This window comes from Bradyrhizobium lablabi (assembly GCF_018131005.1).
GTDB classification, from domain to species: Bacteria; Pseudomonadota; Alphaproteobacteria; order Rhizobiales; family Xanthobacteraceae; genus Bradyrhizobium; species Bradyrhizobium lablabi_D.
The window spans coordinates 129,789-149,088 of record NZ_JAFCJK010000001.1 but is presented as its reverse complement, the minus strand read 5'-3'; the positions used below and the strand labels follow the sequence as shown (position 1 = coordinate 149,088).

General features: G+C 65.0%; 21 protein-coding genes. 15 read left to right on the top strand and 6 right to left on the bottom strand.

The window, feature by feature from the left end; genetic code table 11:
• Positions 1 to 69: 69 nt before the first annotated feature.
• From JQ553_RS00700 to JQ553_RS00685, 4 genes are all read left to right on the top strand, one after another.
• Positions 70 to 819 carry an electron transfer flavoprotein subunit beta/FixA family protein gene (locus tag JQ553_RS00700; protein WP_212497966.1) on the top strand — a complete coding sequence of 250 codons (750 nt, stop codon included), beginning with the start codon at positions 70 to 72 and terminating at the stop codon, positions 817 to 819.
• Positions 819 to 1,769: an electron transfer flavoprotein subunit alpha/FixB family protein gene (locus tag JQ553_RS00695; RefSeq protein WP_212497965.1), complete on the top strand. Its 951-nt coding sequence runs from the start codon at positions 819 to 821 to the stop codon at positions 1,767 to 1,769. The genes JQ553_RS00700 and JQ553_RS00695 overlap by 1 nt, the downstream gene beginning before the upstream one ends.
• 160 nt (positions 1,770 to 1,929) lie before the next feature.
• Positions 1,930 to 2,811: a 3-hydroxybutyryl-CoA dehydrogenase gene (locus JQ553_RS00690; protein ID WP_212497964.1), complete on the top strand. Its 882-nt coding sequence runs from the start codon at positions 1,930 to 1,932 to the stop codon at positions 2,809 to 2,811.
• 129 nt (positions 2,812 to 2,940) lie between these two features.
• The gene (locus JQ553_RS00685) at positions 2,941 to 3,114 is read left to right on the top strand and encodes a putative motility protein (protein WP_409363013.1); all 174 of its coding nucleotides are present in this window, start codon (positions 2,941 to 2,943) and stop codon (positions 3,112 to 3,114) included.
• Here the strand turns inward: JQ553_RS00685 and tlpA are convergent.
• On the bottom strand, positions 3,111 to 3,779 hold the full coding sequence (gene tlpA / locus JQ553_RS00680) for a thiol:disulfide interchange protein TlpA (protein ID WP_212497962.1): 669 nt from the start codon (positions 3,777 to 3,779) through the stop codon (positions 3,111 to 3,113). The two genes, JQ553_RS00685 and tlpA, sit on opposite strands and share 4 nt — an antisense overlap.
• A gap of 126 nt (positions 3,780 to 3,905) precedes the next feature.
• On the opposite strand from tlpA, the gene argH reads away from it, so the two are divergent.
• The 3 genes from argH (at position 3,906) to lysA (ending at position 6,951) form a co-directional block, all read left to right on the top strand.
• Complete coding sequence (gene argH, locus JQ553_RS00675) at positions 3,906 to 5,303, top strand: argininosuccinate lyase (protein WP_212497961.1); 1,398 nt, start codon at positions 3,906 to 3,908, stop codon at positions 5,301 to 5,303.
• 91 nt (positions 5,304 to 5,394) lie between these two features.
• Positions 5,395 to 5,670, top strand: coding sequence for an LPS translocon maturation chaperone LptM (lptM, locus tag JQ553_RS00670; RefSeq protein WP_212497960.1), 276 nt, complete (start codon positions 5,395 to 5,397; stop codon positions 5,668 to 5,670).
• 15 nt (positions 5,671 to 5,685) lie between these two features.
• Positions 5,686 to 6,951, top strand: a complete 1,266-nt coding sequence (gene lysA / locus JQ553_RS00665) for a diaminopimelate decarboxylase (RefSeq protein WP_212497959.1) — start codon at positions 5,686 to 5,688, stop codon at positions 6,949 to 6,951.
• Positions 6,952 to 7,045: 94 nt separating this feature from the next.
• On the opposite strand, the gene JQ553_RS00660 is transcribed toward lysA, so the two are convergent.
• Together JQ553_RS00660 and JQ553_RS00655 are read right to left on the bottom strand one after the other, a co-directional pair.
• Positions 7,046 to 7,957: an NAD(P)-dependent oxidoreductase gene (locus tag JQ553_RS00660; protein WP_212497958.1), complete on the bottom strand. Its 912-nt coding sequence runs from the start codon at positions 7,955 to 7,957 to the stop codon at positions 7,046 to 7,048.
• A gap of 128 nt (positions 7,958 to 8,085) precedes the next feature.
• On the bottom strand, positions 8,086 to 8,463 hold the full coding sequence (locus JQ553_RS00655; protein ID WP_212497957.1) for a carboxymuconolactone decarboxylase family protein: 378 nt from the start codon (positions 8,461 to 8,463) through the stop codon (positions 8,086 to 8,088).
• Positions 8,464 to 8,633: 170 nt separating this feature from the next.
• On the opposite strand from JQ553_RS00655, the gene JQ553_RS00650 reads away from it, so the two are divergent.
• Positions 8,634 to 11,258, top strand: a complete 2,625-nt coding sequence (locus JQ553_RS00650; protein ID WP_212497956.1) for a TIGR02302 family protein — start codon at positions 8,634 to 8,636, stop codon at positions 11,256 to 11,258.
• A gap of 161 nt (positions 11,259 to 11,419) precedes the next feature.
• Here JQ553_RS00650 and JQ553_RS00645 read toward each other — a convergent pair whose 3' ends face one another.
• Positions 11,420 to 11,797 (bottom strand): response regulator, encoded by a 378-nt coding sequence (locus JQ553_RS00645; protein WP_212497955.1) that lies wholly within the window; start codon positions 11,795 to 11,797, stop codon positions 11,420 to 11,422.
• Between the two features lie 35 nt (positions 11,798 to 11,832).
• Positions 11,833 to 12,681 (bottom strand): MJ0042-type zinc finger domain-containing protein, encoded by an 849-nt coding sequence (locus tag JQ553_RS00640; protein WP_212497954.1) that lies wholly within the window; start codon positions 12,679 to 12,681, stop codon positions 11,833 to 11,835.
• A gap of 169 nt (positions 12,682 to 12,850) precedes the next feature.
• On the opposite strand from JQ553_RS00640, the gene ftsE reads away from it, so the two are divergent.
• From ftsE to JQ553_RS00610, 6 genes are all read left to right on the top strand, one after another.
• Positions 12,851 to 13,510: a cell division ATP-binding protein FtsE gene (gene ftsE, locus JQ553_RS00635; RefSeq protein WP_212497953.1), complete on the top strand. Its 660-nt coding sequence runs from the start codon at positions 12,851 to 12,853 to the stop codon at positions 13,508 to 13,510.
• Positions 13,503 to 14,474 carry an ABC transporter permease gene (locus JQ553_RS00630; protein WP_212497952.1) on the top strand — a complete coding sequence of 324 codons (972 nt, stop codon included), beginning with the start codon at positions 13,503 to 13,505 and terminating at the stop codon, positions 14,472 to 14,474. Before ftsE ends, JQ553_RS00630 begins: the two co-directional genes overlap by 8 nt.
• A gap of 96 nt (positions 14,475 to 14,570) precedes the next feature.
• Positions 14,571 to 15,275 (top strand): YdcF family protein, encoded by a 705-nt coding sequence (locus JQ553_RS00625; protein ID WP_212497951.1) that lies wholly within the window; start codon positions 14,571 to 14,573, stop codon positions 15,273 to 15,275.
• A 24-nt stretch (positions 15,276 to 15,299) separates the two neighbouring features.
• Positions 15,300 to 15,542: a hypothetical protein gene (locus JQ553_RS00620; RefSeq protein WP_212497950.1), complete on the top strand. Its 243-nt coding sequence runs from the start codon at positions 15,300 to 15,302 to the stop codon at positions 15,540 to 15,542.
• Between the two features lie 26 nt (positions 15,543 to 15,568).
• Positions 15,569 to 15,856 (top strand): hypothetical protein, encoded by a 288-nt coding sequence (locus JQ553_RS00615; protein WP_312015088.1) that lies wholly within the window; start codon positions 15,569 to 15,571, stop codon positions 15,854 to 15,856.
• A 580-nt stretch (positions 15,857 to 16,436) separates the two neighbouring features.
• On the top strand, positions 16,437 to 17,204 hold the full coding sequence (locus tag JQ553_RS00610; protein ID WP_212497948.1) for a 1-acyl-sn-glycerol-3-phosphate acyltransferase: 768 nt from the start codon (positions 16,437 to 16,439) through the stop codon (positions 17,202 to 17,204).
• Between the two features lie 15 nt (positions 17,205 to 17,219).
• On the opposite strand, the gene JQ553_RS00605 is transcribed toward JQ553_RS00610, so the two are convergent.
• Positions 17,220 to 17,831, bottom strand: a complete 612-nt coding sequence (locus JQ553_RS00605; RefSeq protein WP_212497947.1) for a gamma-glutamylcyclotransferase — start codon at positions 17,829 to 17,831, stop codon at positions 17,220 to 17,222.
• A 108-nt stretch (positions 17,832 to 17,939) separates the two neighbouring features.
• Between JQ553_RS00605 and JQ553_RS00600 the strand changes: the two genes are divergently transcribed.
• A complete protein-coding gene (locus JQ553_RS00600) occupies positions 17,940 to 19,127 on the top strand; it encodes a DUF2125 domain-containing protein (protein WP_212497946.1) in 1,188 nt (395 codons plus the stop codon).
• The last annotated feature ends 173 nt before the right edge of the window (positions 19,128 to 19,300 follow it).

The window sequence follows — 19,300 nt, the reverse complement described above, 5'->3', positions numbered from 1 at the left end:
GGGTTAGCGGGACCTTTAGGTTCCGCGCCAGCCAACCGAAACCCACAAAATCAAAGCGAAAGAAGATCGATGAAGGTTCTTGTGCCGGTAAAGCGGGTCGTCGACTACAACGTCAAGGTCCGCGTCAAGAGCGACGGATCGGGCGTTGAGCTTGCCAACGTCAAGATGTCGATGAACCCGTTCGACGAAATCGCCGTCGAGGAAGCGCTGCGGCTCAAGGAGGCCGGCAAGGCGACCGAAGTGGTGGTGGTGTCGATTGGACCCGCGCAGGCCTCGGAGACCATCCGCACCGGACTCGCGATGGGCGCCGACCGCGGCATCCTCGTCAAGGCCGAAGGCAATGTGGAGCCGCTCGCGGTTGCCAAAATCCTGAAGTCGGTGGTCGAGGCGGAGAAGCCCGGCCTCGTCATCCTCGGCAAGCAGGCGATTGACGACGACTCCAACCAGACCGGCCAGATGCTGGCCGCGCTGCTCGGTTGGTCGCAGGCGACCTTTGCCTCGAAGCTTGAGGTTGATGGTTCCGATTTCAAGGTCACGCGTGAAGTCGATGGCGGTCTGCAAACGCTCAAGCTCAAGGGGCCGGCGATCGTCACCACCGACCTGCGCCTCAACGAGCCGCGCTACGCGTCGTTGCCCAACATCATGAAGGCGAAGAAGAAGCCGATCGACGACAAGGCGGCTTCCGACTACGGCGTCGATCTCACGCCGCATTTGGAGATCTTGAAAACGTCGGAACCGGCAGGCCGCAACGCGGGCGTCAAGGTCAAGGACGTCGCCGAACTCGTTTCCAAGCTCAAGACCGAAGCCGGGGTTCTCTGATGACGACGCTGTTGATTGCCGAACACGAGCACGAGGTCCTCAAGGACTCCACCAACAAGGCACTCACTGCGGCAAGCCAGCTCGGCGGCGACGTGCATGTGCTGGTCGCCGGCGGCGGCCAGGGCACCAAGGCGGCTGCCGAGGCTGCCGCCAAGCTCAATGGCGTGAAGAAGGTGCTGGTCGCCGAGGGCGAGGCCTATGCTCACGACCTCGCCGAACCGCTCGCCGCGCTGATCGTGGCGCTCGCGCCCGCCTATGACGCCTTCGTCGCGCCAGCGACCTCCCGCTTCAAGAACGTGATGCCACGTGTCGCCGCCCTGCTCGACGTCATGCAGGTGTCCGAGATCATCAAGGTGGTCGCGCCCGACACCTTCGAGCGGCCGATCTATGCCGGCAACGCGATCCAGACCGTGAAGTCGAAGGACGCCAAGAAAGTCATCACCGTGCGCACCTCGACCTTCGCCGCGGCCGGCGAGGGGGGCAGCGCGGCGGTCGAGACCGCGGCGGCGGCAGCCGATCCCGGCCTCTCCACGTTCGTCGGCGAAGAAGTCGCCAAGAGCGACCGTCCAGAGCTGACGTCCGCAAAAATCATCGTCTCGGGTGGCCGTGCGATGCAGAGCCGGGAGAATTTTGCGAAATACATCGAACCGCTCGCCGACAAGCTCGGCGCCGGCGTCGGCGCGTCGCGCGCGGCAGTGGATGCCGGCTATGCGCCGAACGACTGGCAGGTCGGCCAGACCGGCAAGGTGGTGGCCCCGGAACTCTACGTTGCGGTCGGCATTTCCGGCGCGATCCAGCATCTGGCCGGCATGAAGGACTCCAAGGTCATCGTCGCCATCAACAAGGATGAGGACGCGCCGATCTTCCAGGTTGCCGATTACGGCCTGGTCGCAGACCTCTACCAAGCGGTTCCGGAGCTGACCGAGGCGCTCGGCAAGCTCGGAAAGTAAAAGTGAGCGACAAGACGCCGGCCGAATGGATAAGCTCCGGCCGGTGTCGTTACCATTGAGGGGCATTTTTCCGGTGAATAGGGCGCCCGGAAGACCGCGCTTTCGGGTATCGTTGGAATTGGGCAGGCGCGGTGTGCGCGCCGTTCCGGTGGATGGCAAGATGACGGTGGCAATCAAGAAAGTCGGCGTGATCGGTTCGGGCCAGATGGGCAACGGCATTGCGCATGTGGCGGCGCTGGCGGGCTTCGATGTGGTGCTCAACGATGTGTCCGAGGACCGGCTGAAGTCGGCATTGGCGACCATCAACGGCAATCTGACGCGCCAGGTCTCGAAGAAGACCATCAGCGACGGTGATCGCAAGCAGGCGCTGGATCGCATCAGCTCCGCGGCCGCACTGGACGCGCTGGCGGACTGCGATATCGTGATCGAGACGGCGGTCGAGAAGGAAGAAACCAAGCGCAAGATCTTTCACGATCTCTGCGCGGTGCTGAAGCCCGAGGCGATCGTCGCGTCCAACACCTCGTCGATATCGATTACGCGCCTCGCGGCGTCGACCGACCGCCCCGAACGCTTTATCGGCATTCATTTCATGAATCCGGTACCGGTGATGGAGCTGGTGGAGCTGATCCGCGGCATCGCCACCGACGACTTGACCTTCGACACCGCCAAGGCGTTCGTCGGCAAGCTCGGCAAGCAGGTCGCCGTCTCCGAGGACTTTCCTGCCTTCATCGTCAACCGCATCCTGCTGCCGATGATCAACGAGGCGATCTACACGCTCTACGAAGGCGTCGGCAATGTCGAGGCCATCGACGCGGCGATGAAGCTCGGCGCGCACCACCCGATGGGACCGCTTGAGCTCGCCGATTTCATCGGCCTGGACACCTGCCTGTCGATCATGCAGGTGCTGCACGAGGGACTTGCCGACTCCAAATACCGGCCGTGCCCGCTACTGGTGAAATATGTCGAGGCCGGCTGGCTTGGGCGCAAAGCCCAGCGCGGCTTCTACGACTATCGCGGCGAGAAGCCGGTTCCGACACGGTGAGCGCGGGCGCTTTCGCAAGGTGAAGCTGCTCTCTGGAAGGCTGCTTCGCCTCTCCCACCCTACCTTTCGTTAACTCCCGCGGCCTAAGGTGCCCCCGCAATTGGGAGTACGCCTATGGACACCGTGAGCATGGCCACAAGCATCCTGTCGATGCAGCAGGGAAATCTGCAAAGCCAGATCGGGACCACGATTTTGAAACAGAACGCGGATGCCGAAAAGTTCGCGGTTCAGACCCTGCTCGGGACACCTTCGACCGCCAATCTTGGCCCCGGCGTCGGCGGCAACGTCAACCTCGTCGCCTAAGATCCCGCCGCGGCCGGCTGCACCACCGCCTTGACCAGCTTTAGAGCATCGTCGCTGGCCCATTCCGCGGGTCCGGCGAGGCTCGCGATTTCGCAGCCCTTGCCGTCGACCAGCACCGAGGTGGGCATGCCGAGCGCCTTTCCGATGTTTTTAAGTTCCTGAAAAACCTTGGCTTTCTGGTCGGTGAAGTAACCGAGATTGGTCAGATTGGCCTCTTTCAGGAAGTTTCTCGGCTTGTCGGGGTCGCGGGTGTCGATGTTGATCGCAACCACCTCGAAGTCCTTGCCGCCGAGCTTGGTCTGCAGGCTGTCGAGAGCCGGCATTTCCTTGCGGCAGGGCACGCACCAGGTCGCCCAGAGGTTCACCAGGACTGTCTTGCCGCGCCAGTCCGAAAGCTTTCTCGGCTTGCCGTCGCCGTCCTCGAAGGCGAGGTCCGGCAGTTGCAGGGGCTTGGTGGCCATGGTCAACGCCGCGACCTCGCCATGCGCCAGCGGGGCAATTTTCCTGGCCAGATCCACCGCTCCGTTGCAGCCGACGTCGCCAGCGCCAGGACGCTTGAAATTGGAGACCCCGACATAGCCGATCACGGCTCCGACCAGGACCGCGCCGACGACGAGCGGAATGCGGCGCATGGAGGTCGCCTTCGGCGGGGTCGTTTCGGGCATATCGTTTGTCATCCTGGGTCAGATATGGCTATGCAGTGCGACTATTACGGTTGGAACCGCCGTGCTGTTTCGCCGATCCCGGCGAGAAACGGCAAGCTTGAAATACGAAGTTGTGAGCGAGAAGTCATGAGCAACAAGATGTGGGGTGGCCGGTTCTCGGAGCGTCCCGACGCGATCATGGAGGAAATCAACGTCTCCATCGATGTCGATCGCCACCTCTATGCCCAGGACATCGCCGCGTCCAAGGCCCACGCGGCCATGTTGGCCGCCCAAGGCATCATCACCGCAGGTGATGCGAAAAATATCGGTAAAGGTCTAGACACGATTTTGTCAGAGATCGGCAAGGGCGATTTCGACTTCAAGCGTGCGCTCGAAGACATCCATATGAACGTCGAGAGCCGGCTGTCCGAACTGATCGGGCCCGCCGCAGGGCGTCTGCACACCGCGCGCTCGCGCAACGACCAGGTCGCGACCGACTTCCGCCTCTATGTCCGCGACACGATCGACGCAACGGATGCGGCGCTGGCCGACTTCCAGCAGGCGCTGGTCGCCCGCGCACTGGAGCATGCGGGGACCGTGATGCCGGGCTTCACCCATCTGCAGACCGCGCAGCCGGTGACGTTCGGCCATCATCTGCTTGCCTATGTCGAGATGGCCGGCCGCGACCGCGGCCGCTTTGCCGATGCGCGCAGGCGGTTGAACGAATCGCCGCTCGGCGCGGCCGCGCTTGCCGGCACCTCGTTCCCGATCGACCGTGCCGCCACGGCCAAGGCGCTCGGCTTCGACCGCCCGATGGCCAATTCGCTGGACGCAGTGTCCGACCGCGACTTCGTGCTGGAGACATTGTCGGCGGCCGCGATCACGGCGGTGCACCTGTCGCGGTTTGCCGAGGAAATCGTGGTCTGGACCTCGCCCCTGATCGGGCTCGTCCGGCTCAGTGACAAGTTCACCACCGGCTCGTCGATCATGCCGCAGAAGCGCAACCCGGACGCGGCGGAACTGGTGCGCGCCAAGACCGGCCGCGTCATCGGCGCGCTCACCGCGCTCTTGATCGTGATGAAGGGCCTGCCGCTCGCCTATCAAAAGGACATGCAGGAGGACAAGCAGGGCGCGATGGAAGCCTTCGCCGCGCTGTCTCTCGCGATCCGCGCCATGACCGGCATGGTCGAGGACATCGTGCCGGACGAGGCACGCATGAAAGCTGCCGCCGGCGAAGGCTATGCCACCGCGACCGATCTCGCCGACTGGCTGGTGCGGACGCTGAAAATGCCGTTCCGCGACGCCCACCACGTTACCGGGCGTATTGTCGCTCTGGCCTCGAAAGAGGGAGTGGCGCTGCACGAACTGCCGCTGAAGGCCATGCAGGAGGTCGAGCCCCGAATCAGCGCTGACGCGCTGAAAGTGCTGTCGGTCGAATCTTCGGTGAAGAGTCGGACGAGCTTCGGCGGCACCGCGCCGAAGAACGTGATGGCCCAGGCCAAGGTCTGGGCCAGGCGGCTGGAAAAAGAGCGAAAATTGGGCTGAGCGAGAAATTTCGCTGTCATTTCAGCGACGCCCGGCTCTCGCCAGAGCGTGGCAATCTTTGTATGGTGCGGCCCGCATTGGGGATTTCGACGTGACGAGCAAGAACAGCCTGACCCCGTCGGGATGGGCGATCATTGTGCTGGGCGCCGCCGCGCTCGCGTTGGCCGGCTGCGGCCGCAAGGGACCGCTCGATCTGCCGCCGACGGCATCGAACGCCGTGCCGCCGGCGCAGGCAGGCCGCGATACGGACGCCGAGCGCGCGGCGCAGCCGAGCCTGTTCGATCCGACCTATGGAGCGGAGGGCGGCCCGGCCGCGCCGAAGGGCGGCAAGAAATCCTTTATCCTCGATCCGCTGCTCGGCAATTAGTAGTTAAAGCGTGCCATGAACCATTTCGACTATCGCAACGGCGTGCTGCACGCCGAGGCGGTCAATCTCGTTGAGATCGCGGACGCCGTCGGCACGCCGTTCTATTGCTATTCGACTGCGACGCTGGAGCGCCACTACCGCGTCTTCAGCGAAGCCTTTGCCGGCGAAAAGACCGTCATCTGCTACGCGCTGAAGGCCAATTCCAACCAGTCGGTGTTGCGTACGCTGGCCAGGCTCGGCGCCGGCGCTGACGTGGTGTCTGGCGGCGAGTTGAAGCGGGCGCTGGCCGCCGGCATCGCACCCTCGAAGATCCTGTTCTCCGGCGTCGGCAAGACCGAGGCCGAGTTGCGCGCCGCGCTTGCGGCCGACATCCTCTGCATCAACGTCGAATCCGAGCCGGAGCTCGTGCTGCTGTCGCGGCTCGCGGTCGAAATGGGCAAGACGGCGCGCATCTCGGTGCGCGTCAATCCCGATGTCGATGCCGGCACGCATGCGAAGATCTCGACCGGCAAGTCCGAGAACAAGTTCGGAATTCCCATTGCCCGCGCGCGCGAGGTCTATGCCCGCGCGGCGAAGCTGCCGGGCATTGAGGTCACCGGCACCGACATGCATATCGGCAGCCAGATCACCGATCTCAGCCGCATGGAGACTGCGTTCCGCATCCTCGCCGAATTCGTGCAGACGCTGCGTGCCGACGGGCACACCATCTCGCATATCGACTTCGGCGGCGGCCTCGGCATCCCCTATTACATGGACCGCGCGGCGCCGCCCGCGCCCGACGCCTATGCCGCGATGGTCAAGCGCGTGACGCATAATCTCGGCTGCACGCTGATGTTCGAGCCGGGCCGCATGATCGTCGGCAATGCCGGCATTCTCGTCACCCGCGTGATCTACGTGAAGCCGGGCGATGCCAAGAACTTCGTCATCATCGACGCTGCGATGAACGATTTGATCCGGCCGACGCTGTACGAGGCCCATCATGACATCCTGGCCGTCCGCGAGCCAGCGAAGGGCGCGCCGACCATCGTTGCCGACGTGGTCGGCCCGGTCTGCGAGACCGGCGACTATCTCGCGCTCGAGCGCTCGCTGCCCGAGCCCAAGGCCGGCGATCTGCTGGCGATCATGACCGCCGGCGCCTATGGCGCGGTGCAGTCCGGCACCTACAACACGCGGCCGCTGATCCCGGAAGTGCTGGTCAAGGACGATCAATACGCAGTGATTCGCCCGCGTATCGATGCCGACGCGCTGATTGCGATGGACAAGCCGGCGCCGTGGCTCTGATGGGCTTCCAGTAGTTCGTACGGAGATCGTTGCGGCAGACTCCCGCCTCTCCGCAGGGAAAGAGGCGATCCCGGCAAGCAAGCCGAGATAGCGTCTACTTTGCGGCGTGACTGCCCTTAACACCCCCGCCGACGATCACGCCTGCGGCCTTCTCGATCGGCTTGATTGCGGCGGTGAAGTCGGATTCCGCGCCCTCGTCGCGGATGATGACTTCCCAGAGCCGGCCGACCGCTTCGGCGACTTCCATCGAGAGCCCCAGCGACTTCATTTCGTCGAGTGCGAGGCGGACGTCCTTCACCATCAATCCGGTGGCGAAGCCGAAGTCGAAACTGCGCGGCAGCACCGAACGGGGAAATTTGTCGCGGCTCGCCGTGTTCAGTCCCGAGCCTGCGTTGATGACGTCGATCATCACCGCGGGATCAAGCCCCGACTTGACGCCCATCACGACGGCTTCCGAGGTCGCGACCATCGCGGTCGCCGAGAGGAAATTGTTGGCGAGCTTCATGGTTTGGCCGGAACCGGGCTTGGTGCCGATGAAGAACACCTTGCCGATCACGTCGAGCGCGGGTTTCACCAGCTCGAAATCGGCCTTCGGCCCCGACACCATCACCGCCAGCGTGCCCTTCTCCGCGCCGCCGACGCCGCCGGAGACGGGACTGTCGATCTGCACGATGTTGTGCCTTGCGAGCAGGTCGTGAATCTTCACCGCCATCTGCGAGCCGACAGTGGAGAGATCGATGAAGCGCTTTGCGCGCTTGCCCTCGATCACGCCGCCGGCGCCGGTCGCAACCTCGAGCGAGGCCTGGAGCGAGGGCAGGCTCGCCATCACGGTCTCGACGCGGTCGGCGATGTCCTTCGGAGATGAGCCAGCCTGCGCGCCGAGCGCGACGAGCCTGTCGACGGCGTCCTTTCGCGTATCGAACACGATCAATTGATGTCCGGCCTCGATCAGCCGGCGCGCCATCGGGAAGCCCATCTTCCCGAGACCGATGAATCCGATTTCCATGGTCCGTTTTCCTTCCATTTCGTCATTGCAAGACGCGAAGCGCCGGAGCGGTCCATGTTCCAGCTTGCGGAACTATGGATGACGTCGGTGCGCTCGCAATGATAGCTTTGGCCGGCTGGCGAGCCGCCTCACTTGTCGAGTTCGGCGAACACCTCGCGCGCGATGCGGAAGCTGTCGACGCCGGCGGGGATGCCGGCATAGATCGAAACCTGCATGAATATCTCGCGGATTTCGTCGCGGCTCACGCCGTTGGTCAGCGCGCCCTTGATGTGCGCCTTCAATTCGTGCGGCCGGTTCAGGATCGAGATCATGGCGAGGTTGAGCATGCTGCGGGTCTTGCGCGGCAGTTCCTCACGGCCCCACACGGCGCCCCAGCAATACTCCGTGACGAGTTCCTGGAACGGCTTGTTGAAGCTGTCAGAGTTCTTCAGGGCATTGTTGACATAGGCCTCCCCGAGCACCGCTTTGCGGATTTCCAGCCCCTTGTCATGCGTCTTCTGGTCCATGATTTTTCCTCATGTGTTTAGGTAATGGTTCGGGGGGCACGTTACGGGGCCGAAAGGTCGCAGTCACTCCTTCGTGCTATGCGTATTTCCCGGTGTGGGTTACGTCCTGAAACGGATGCCTCACGGCCGCCACCGTGCTAGGCTCATCTACCGGCAACCCGGAGATTTTTTTGAGCGGCGCCAATTTCGACCCGTCCGAGAATTCGTCACGGCCTGCGCTCGACGGCGATGCGATCGCGCGGCTGAGACTGACGCAGGCTCTGCAGCGGGCAAGATACGCGATCGCGTGGGAACGGGCCTGGCCGCATCTGGCGCGGTTCCTCACGGTCGTCGGCCTGTTCCTGGTCGCATCATGGGCCGGACTGTGGCTGGTGCTGCCGTTTGCCGGACGCGTGGGCGGCGCTGCGCTGTTCGCGCTTGGCGCGGTCGCGGCGCTATTGCCGATCGTCCGCTTTCGCTGGCCGACCCGTGAGGAGGGCCTCAGCCGGCTCGACCGCGGCACCGGAATCCGTCATCGCCCGGCCACCGCGCTCGCCGACACGCTCGCCACGAAGGATCCGTTCGCACGGGCGTTGTGGCAGGCCCAGCGCGAACGCACGCTGGCCTCGATCAAGCGCATCCGCGCCGGCCTGCCTTCGCCGCGACTCTCGATCCACGATCCCTGGGCGTTGCGCGCGCTGGTTATCGTGATGATGGTCGCGACCTATGTCGCGGCCGGCGACGAGCGCGGCCTGCGCATCGCGTCGGCCTTCGATTGGAACGGCATCATGGCGCCGGCCAACATCCGGGTGGATGCCTGGGTGACGCCGCCGAACTACACCGGCAAGCCGCCGATCATCCTGTCCAACGCGAACCGGGAGGCCGCGGCGGCCGACGCCGGACCGCTGGCGGTTCCCGCGGGCAGTGCGCTCCTGGTGCGCTCCAGCGGCGGTACAATCGACGTCGTGGTCGGCGGCGGCGTCACCGAGGTCGCGGCCGCCGAGCAGGCGCCGAAGGGCACCAACGAACGCCATTTCAAGATCGCGAGCGACGGTACCGCGCATGTCCGCGCACCGGCCGGCCAGCCCGTGTGGAAGTTCGCCGCGACCCCGGACCGGCCTCCGAGCATCGCGCTGGCCAAGAATCCGGAGCGGCAGGCACGCGGCTCGCTCCAGATGTCGTACAAGCTCGAGGACGATTACGGCGTCACCGAAGCGCGCGCGCAGTTTGCGGCCCGCCCGAGCGAGACACCGAAGGATCCGGCAGGCGACAGCGCCAAGGCCGCGCAAGCTCGTCCGCTGTTTGATCCGCCACAGTTCCCGCTGGTGCTGCCCAATGCGCGCACCCGCAACGGCGTCGGCCAGACCGTGAAGGATTTGAGCGAAGACCCCTATGCCGGCGCCGACGTGACGCTGACGCTGACCGCGAAGGACGAGGCTGGCAACGAGGGCAAGAGCGAACCGTTCAACATGCACCTGCCCGAGCGGCTGTTCACCAAGCCGCTGGCACGCGCGCTGATCGAGCAGCGCCGCATCCTTGCGCTCGATGCCAACCAGAACTCGCAGGTGTTCGCTGCGCTCGATGCGCTGATGATCGCGCCGGAGTTGTTCACGCCGGAAGCCGGTTACTATCTCGGTCTCCACAGCGTGAGCCGACAGCTCGAGGCGGCGCGCACCGACGACCAGTTGCGCGAGGTCGTCGCCAGCCTCTGGGCGCTCGCCGTCACCATCGAGGATGGCAACATCACCGACGTCGACAAGGCGCTGCGCGCGGCGCAGGACGCGCTCAAGCAGGCGCTCGAGCGCGGGGCGAGCGACGAGGAGATCAAGAAGCTCACCGAGAATCTGCGCGCGGCGCTGGACAATTTCCTGCGCCAGCTCACCGAGCAGTTCCGCAACAATCCGCAGCAGCTTGCCCGACCGCTCGATCCGAATACGCGGGTGCTGAGCCAGCAGGATCTGAAGAACATGCTCGACCGCATGGAGCGGCTGTCGCGCTCCGGCGACAAGGATGCCGCCAGGCAACTGCTCGAACAGATGCAGCAGATGCTGGAAAACCTGCAAATGGCGCAGCCCGGCCAGAACGGCGACGACGACATGGAGCAGGCGCTCAACGAGCTCGGCGACATGATCCGCAAGCAGCAGCAATTGCGCGACAAGACCTTCAAGCAGGGCCAGGACTCCAGGCGTGACCGGATGCGCGGCAAGCAGGGCGACCAGTCGATGTCCGACCTGCAGCAGGATCAGGAGGGGCTGCGCGACCGCCTGAAGAAACTGCAGGAAGAGCTTGCCAAGCGCGGCATGGGACCCGGCCAACGCGGTGAGAAAGGCCAACGTGGCCAGCAGGGTCAGCAGGGCCAACAAGGCCAGCAGGGTCAGCAAGGCCAGCAGGGTGACCAGGGCGACGACGGCGCGGACGGCCTCGATCAGGCCGATTCCGCGATGGGTGATGCCAGTGGCCGGCTCGGCGAGGGCAATGCCGATGGCGCCGTCGATTCGCAGGGACGCGCGCTGGAGGCGCTGCGCAAGGGTGCCCAGAGCCTCGCGGAGGCCATGCAACAGGGCGACGGCGACCAGATGGGCGACGGTCCCGGCAATCGCGTCGGCCGCCAGCAGAGCGGTGGCAACCAGACCGACCCGCTTGGGCGTCCCTTGCACGGCCGCGAATTCGGCGACGATTTCACCGTGAAGATTCCCGGCGAGATCGACGTGCAGCGTGTGCGCCGGATCCTGGAGGAACTGCGCCGCCGTCTCGCCGACCCGTCGCGGCCCCAGATCGAGCTCGACTACATCGAGCGGCTCCTGAAGGATTATTGAGTTTCAACGGCTGCTCAGGCCGTCATCGCCCGGCTTGACCGGGCGACCGGGTATTCCAGAGGCGGATGTGATTGAGCCGAGACGCCGCGGCGTACTGGATGCCCCGCATGCGCGGGGCGTGGCGCGTGGGGCGAACGGTGTCTTCAGGCCGTCCTCGAGGATTACCCGTTCTTGCTCGCGGTGAGCGCATCCGCAACCGCGGTGCGGATATCCGCCACCGAGAACGGCTTCGTCACCACGTCATGCACGATGGCATTGAGGCCCGAGGCGCGTTCGCGCTGATCGGCGAAGCCGGTCATCAGCAGGATCTTCAGTTCCGGGAAATCCCGCGCTGCGGTGAGAGCGAGCGCGATGCCATCCATCACAGGCATCTGGATGTCGGTGAGCAGCAGGTCGAACGCGCCCTGTTCGTGCGCGAGCACTTCGAGCGCTTCGGCGCCGTCAATGGCGGTCACGGTCTCGTGGCCGTCCATGGCGATGGCGCGCGCCACCAGCGTGCGCACGGAGTCTTCATCGTCGGCGATCAGGACACGCGGCATAACGTTCGGTTCGTTCGGGGATGCTCAGGCCGGCTTCAGGCGTGGCCGCCGGCGAGGTCCGATTTGTTGAAGAAGCGTACATCGACATTGCGGCCTTCGGGCGGCGGCGAGGCGAGGCGCGACTTGAAGACGGCACGTTCGCCGGGATTGAGCACTGTCTGCTCCAGCACGGCATTCCAGGCGTAGATTTCAGCGCCCTGCGCGTCGCGAACCGAGAAGCGCAGCCGAGGCAGTTCGACCGCCTTGCGGGTCTGGCCGACGATCACGCCCTCGATCACCAGCACCGGCTTGCCGTCGACCGTCTCGTTGGTGATCCTGACGTCCCGGAACGCCAGTCCACGCAGATTCACGTCGAGACCGGCCATTCTGTAGAATAACGCGGTCTGCGGCAGCAGGTGCACCACATCGCTGCGCCAGACCACGAGCGCGATGATCAGCGCGCCCATCGTGGCACTGGCGGTCGGCAGGGCGCCGACAGTGGGCATGAAGCGAATGCGCGGCACGGACGGCAGGCGAAATAGCTTCCGCAGCCTGAAGCGAGACCTGGCCCGGTCGGCGCTCTGGACTTCGGCATCCTGCCGGGTGACCGCCGGCGACCCGCCGCTCTCGGAGGGCAGATCGGCCGAGATGGAGGGGCTCTCGACGAGTGGGATCTGCTCGGCGTCTTCGTGGCGCGCCATCGTCTCCCATTCGGCGGCGGGGTCGCAATCGGCCGACTCGCCGGCAGCCGCCAGCACGGGCACCGCCGCAGCCTCGATCGCATCCTCCGGCCGCGCCAGCCAGACCTCCTTGCAGCGGCAGCAGCGGACGCTCCGCCCGGCCTCGCCGAGAGTGGCCGCCTTGATGGCGTAAGATGTTGTACAATGCGGGCAAACGATGTGCATGGAGCCGATCTCCACCTTGTCTTTGCCCGGATGCTACAGAGCGACTGTTAACGAATCGGAAACCATGGCCGAAGCACAACCCTTTTGTGCGGTTCGCAGCCGGCCAAACGGACGGCGCGCCGGGGGTGCGGGGGTTTGGGCTGCGGCCCATCGCGGACGGAGCTAGCGCTTGGTTCGGTTCGAAAATGTCGGTTTGCGCTACGGGCTCGGCCCGGAGATTTTGCGCGACCTCTCCTTTGCGATCCCGCCGCACTCGTTCCAATTCCTGACCGGGCCGTCGGGCGCGGGCAAGACCTCGCTGTTGCGGTTGTTGTTCCTGTCGCTGCGCCCGACCCGCGGGCTGGTCAATCTGTTCGGCCGCGACGTCTCCCTGCTCAGCAAGGATCAGGTCGCCGACCTGCGCAAGCGCATCGGCATCGTGCTGCAGGATTTTCGCCTGCTCGACCACATGACGACCTATGAGAACGTGGCGCTGCCGTTCCGCGTGATGGGCCGCGAGGAATCGAGCTATCGCCGCGAGGTGATCGACCTCCTGAAATGGGTCGGCCTCGGCGAGCGTATGGACGCGCTGCCGCCGATCCTGTCGGGCGGCGAGAAGCAGCGCGCCGCGATCGCGCGCGCGGTGATCTCGCGGCCGCATTTGCTGCTGGCGGACGAGCCGACCGGCAGCGTCGATCCGACGCTTGGGCGGCGGCTGCTGCGGCTCTTCATCGAACTCAACAAGTCGGGCACCGCCGTCATCATCGCGACCCACGATATCACGCTGATGGATCAGTACGAGGCGCGGCGGCTGGTGCTGCATCAGGGACGGCTGCATATCTATGAGTAGGAGCGGCGAGGACGAGGTGTCGCTGGTGGATCTCGGGCGCGAACGCCCGCAGGTCCCGGCGCAGGCGCGCAACATGTCGCCGATTGTGCCGCGCGCCTCGATCTCCGGGCGCGCGCTGGTCGCGGTGGTCGCGATCATGACCTTCCTCGCCTCGATAACGACCGGCACGGTGCTGCTGGTGAGCGCGTCGGCGGCGGAATGGCAGTCGGAAGTCGCAAGCGAGATCACCATCCAGGTGCGGCCCTCGGCCGGCCGCGACATCGATCGCGATGCGCAGGCCGCGGCGGAAGCGATGCGGGCGCAGCCCGGCATCGTGCAGGTCCGCCCGTTCAGCAAGGAGGAGTCGGCCAAGCTGCTCGAGCCCTGGCTCGGCAGCGGGCTTTCGATCGAGGAATTGCCGGTGCCGCGCGTGATCGTCGCGCGGGTGCAGCCCGGCACGACGCTCGATCTCGCCGCCTTCCGCGCGCGGGTGACGCAGGCAGCGCCGACGGCAAGCGTCGACGATCACCGCGCCTGGATCGAGCGCATGCGCTCGATGTCCGGCGCCACGGTGTTCGCCGGCATCGGCATCCTGATCCTGGTGATCATCGCCACCATCATCTCAGTGTCGTTCGCGACGCGGGGCGCGATGGCGGCAAACCGCCCGATCGTGGAGGTGCTGCATTTCGTCGGCGCCGGCGACAGCTACATCGCCAACCGCTTCCTGCGGCATTTTCTCATGCTCGGCCTGGAAGGCGGGTTGATCGGCGGCGGCGCCGCGATGCTGGCATTCGGGTTTTCGGAATCGATCGCCGGCTGGTTTTCCGGCACGCCGGTGGGCGACCAGTTCGCGGCCTTGCTCGGCACATTTTCCCTGCGCCCGTCAGGCTATCTGGCGCTCGCGGCGCAGGCGCTCTTGATCGCGGCGATCACCGCCTGGGCGTCGCGGCGCACCCTGTTCGCGACCCTCGACGATATCGATTGACGCCGCGCAAACGCTTGCATTTGTCGCGCAAAACCGGACTCCACTTCGCTCGAAATCGCTCTTAAACTTGTTTTGGGGGAAGGACAGTCGCATCACATGAGTTTGCAGCCCGACGATACGTCGCCGAACCGGCGTGCCGCGCCGCCCCGGGGCTGGCTGCGCGCGGTAGTCGTGGTCTCGCTGGCGCTTGCCTTCGTCGTCGCGGCGGTCGGCTTCGTCGGCTTTCTCTCGCAGTTGCGCGGCGTCGAGGTCAGCCCGCCCCGCAATGCGGATGGGATCGTGGTGCTGACCGGCGGCTCGTCGCGTGTGTCGGATGCGATGGAACTGCTGTCGGCAGGCTATGGCAAGCGGCTCTTGATCTCGGGCGTGCATCCGACCAATGACGCGAGCGACATCTCCCGCTCGCTGCCGGACAGCCAGCGGCTGATAAACTGCTGCGTCGACCTCGATCACTCCGCCGTCAACACCCGGAGCAATGCGGCGCAGACTCGGCGCTGGGTGCGCGAGCGCGGCTTCAAGTCGCTGATCGTGGTGACATCGAACTACCACATGCCGCGGGCGATCGTGGAACTGTCACACGCGATGCCTGATGTCACGCTCATTCCATTTTCCGTCATCGGCGACAAATGGCGCGATGAACCCTGGTGGACGAGTGGCGCGACGTTCCGCCTGCTGTTATCGGAATACGCCAAATATGTCGCCGCGGAAGTGCGGGTGAGGCTGGCCGATGCCGGTCTCGACCTGACCTACGATCTCGGCGAGCCGGCGCCGCCCCCACCGGCCACCGCGCAGGCGAACTGATGCGTCAGGCACCGTCATTCCGGGATGCTGCGTCAGCACCAGATCCGGAATCTGGCGTTACGATGCTTCGCATCGCCCCGGAGCCCAGCGGCCTGGGGCGGCAATGGCGACGACCATATCTGGGGCGGCGGCGGCAGCGACATCCTGCAAGGAGAGGCCGGTAACGACACACTCTATGGCGAGGCCGGCGTTGACGGTCTCTACGGTGGCGACGGTAGCGACTTTCTCTCCGGCGGCGACGGTGACGACATGCCGGCATCGACTTGATCTGGGCCGGCACAGGCGCCGACACCGTGGATGGCGGAGACGGGAACGATACGATGTATGGTAACTCCGGAAACGATACGCTGACTGGCGGCGCCGGTTCCGATACCTTCTCTTTTGCCACGTCAGACGGCCCCGGTGTTGATGTCATCAAAGATTTCAATCTGACGGAAGATACGCTCCAGCTGTCCGGTTGGGGAACGGTTGGATTCAGTGACACGGTTGGGGGTCTGGAGTTGGACTTGGCGGGCGGCGAGGTGATCACATTGCAGGGCCTGCATGCGTCCGACCTCGGCGAGATACATATAGTGGGATAGCCGGCAGGGTGTGCCATCCTTCCCGATCGTGCCTGACGCGCGTTCGGTGAGCTTGGTCAGATCCAGGTCTGAGTCAACCTCTAGCTCAAAAGCTTACAGCGGGATGTCACCGAAGACCGTGGCACCCCGCTTTCAGAGGGAACGGCGGCGTCCGCCATCCGGCTGCCCTCGCGCGACCGCACCTTGCCGTGGTCGCCGTAACGATCTTTCACGAGTTGGATCGTAGCATCCGCCGCTTCCGAGTTGAGGCCGTCGGGCCGGAAGCATCACGGCAAGGTCGCCCTTGATCTCGGATTCCGACGGGGTCTATTCTGCCGCCCGTGAAGTGTCAGCCTTCAAATCCAAGGCCTATTGACGGCGGCCGCGTCGCCAGCACGAGCGGCCGTTCACCTTGTCCGGGTCGAGCACCTCGACATGGCTTAACCTCCGTCACGGCGGGCAAGGGACGTGACACTCGCCCGCGAAAGCCAGCGGAACCCTGCGAGAGGTCCCGCCAGATGTAACAGTGCCAGGTCATTCAATTTTGGGAATTGTTACACATCGCCCCGGAATGACGGTGTGATGCACAAGAGTATAGTTGATGGTTTCGATCTTCCTGCGCTCGCTCGTCTTCAACCTGCTGTTCTATCTGGTGCTGGTGGTGCTGTGCATCATCGCGATTCCGACGCTCGTGCTGCCGCGCGGCGCGCTGATGGCGCTCGCGGCATCGTGGGCGAATATCAGCTTGTTCCTGATGCGCGTGGTCTGCAACATCAGGGTCGAATTCCGCGGCGCCGAGAAGATTCCGAAGGGCGCGCTGGTCGTCGCCTCCAAGCATCAGTCGATGTGGGAGACCTTTGCGCTGCTGCGCTTCTTCGACCATCCGCTGTTCATCCTGAAGCGCGAACTGATGATGATTCCGGTGTTCGGCCAGTTCCTGAAGAAGGCGGGCATGATCTCGGTCGAGCGCGGCGGCGGTCCGCGCTCGCTGGTCAAGACGCTGAAGCAGGCAGGCGCCGAAGTGCGGCGCGGCCGCCAGCTCGTGATCTTCCCTGAAGGCACGCGGAGGCCGCCCGGCGCGCCGCCGAACTACAAGGCCGGCGTCGCCCAGATCTATGTCGAGACCGCCGTGCCGTGCCTGCCGGTCGCGCTCAATTCCGGCCTGTTCTGGCCGCGCCGCACCTTCATGCGCTATCCGGGAACGCTGGTGGTCGAATTTCTCGATCCCTTGCCGCCGGGATTGCCGCGCGACGAATTCCTCCATCGCCTGCGCGACCAGATCGAGACCGCGACCGGCCGAATCGTCGAGGCGGCGCGCGCCGAGCAGGCGCAGTTGTTCGGCGTGGTGCCGAGCCCGGCGAAGAGCTAACGCTTCGCGCGCGATTCAGGCGCGATCGACCCCGCTTGCCGGATGGGATTCGCGATGCAGCGGGGCGGCATCGTGCAGCATCATCGCAAGGCGATGCAGCTGCGGATCGCGGAAGCCCTGCTTCTCGATCGACGTCACCGTCGAGAGCACATAGTCGCGATTGTTGCCGGAGCGGCCATGGCCCTGCTGCACCAGGCGCAGTTGCTCAGACAAGGACAGCCGCCCGGCATATTGCACGTGGCCGCGATCGACCACGTAGGCGAGCGCGGCTACCCGCTCTCGCGCCTCGTTCTCGAGCCACACCGAGCGCATCACTTCGCGATAGACGTTGGTGGTCTGTTCGCGCGAGCGCAGATAGTCAATCGTGCCGCTGCGAAGACGGGCCGCGACGCGAAACGCGATACCGCGGCAGGCGCCGCCGCGATCGAGCCCGAGCACCAGGCCCGGCCTCTCCGGCGTGCCGCGGTGATCGAAGGAATAAACGCAAAGCGCGCGGTGTTCACCGATCAGCCGCGCCGGCACCTGTTCGATGAACTCGAATCCCGGCTTCCACATCAGGGAGCCGTAACCGAACACCCAGAGGTCGCCGTCTGAGAGTTCGGCCGAAGCGGAGGGATTTGCTGGCATTGCCGTGATGGGCTAGCAGAACGGGCGGCTGAAGCGAAGTGAATTCCCGGCTCATGCGGGCGCTTTGCTGCTTAGTTTTTGACAAATTCGCACGCCAAAGGAGGCCGCATGTCCGATATGACCTCCACACCGCGCCGACGCTCGCTTTGGGGCCTGTTATTCATGCCCGTCCTGGTCTTCCTCGCGGCCGTGGCGTGGAGCGGTTTCTGGTATTATGCCGCCTCCCAGGTCGGTGTGCAGGCCGACGCCTGGCGCGCCCAGGAGGCGAAGGCCGGCCGGGTCTATGACTGCGGCAAACGCTCGGTCGCGGGTTATCCGTTCCGACTCGAAATTCGCTGCGAGGATCCGAGCGTCACGCTGATTTCGCAGACCGCATCGCCGCAGACATCCTTCACCGGGCGGCTCGGCGAGATTCTGGTCGTGGCGCAGGTCTACGATCCTAAACTCGTGATCGCCGAATTCAGAGCTCCGGCGACGCTTGCCGAGCGCGGCGCGCCGCCGTCGCTGTCGATCAACTGGAGCAAGGGACGCAGCAGCGTCGTCGGGCTGCCGGCGGTGCCGCAGCGCGCTTCGCTGGTGTTCGACGATCTCGCCATCGATCGCATCGGAGGCGCGACGCCGATCGCGCTTGCGCGCGCCGGCCATGTCGAACTGCACGGCCGGCAGGTCGACGGGCCGGCTCCGGACAGCCCGGCGATCGAGACCGCGCTGCAGATCGCCGGCGGCAGCCTGCAGGACGTTCATCCGCTGCTCGCGCAGCCGTTCAACGCCGATATCCGTGCGAGGCTGACCGGGCTGAAGGATCTTTCGCCAAAGCCGTGGCCCGAGCGTTTCCGCGAGATCCAGGCTGCCGGCGGCAGCGTCGAGATCGTGCAGTCGCGGATCGAGCAGGGCGATCTCGTCTCGGTGGCCGCGGGCGCGTTGCGGCTCAACGCCAATGGCCGCATCGACGGCGAGCTGCAGATGACGGTTGCCGGCATCGAACGCGTGATCCCTGCGCTCGGCATCGACAAGATGCTGGAGGAGGGCGTGCCGCAGGCAACGCTCGATCGCGTTGCGCCGGGCGTGAAGACGCAGGACATTGGCAACCTGTTCGGCGCGCTGGATCGCATGATCCCGGGGCTTGGCAAGACGATCAAGCAGAACGCCAATGCCGGCGTCGCCGCCGGCATCAATTCGCTTGGCACCGAGGCGGTGCTCGAGGGCAAGAAGGCACGCGCCTTCCCGCTGCGCTTCGTCGACGGCGGCGTGTTTCTCGGGCCGCTCAAGGTCGGACAGGTTCCGCCGCTGTTTTAGAGCATTTTCGGTTTCTGATTGGGATCAGAACCGAAGCTCTGGATTGTTGTTTCGACGCGTTTTCTTCACGCGGCCGGCATTCGCTTCGTTTGAACACGCTATGGTTAACGTTCGCGACTGCGTGAATCAGATTCAATCAGAGCGTGTTCGTTAACACGTTGCATTCAGGCAAC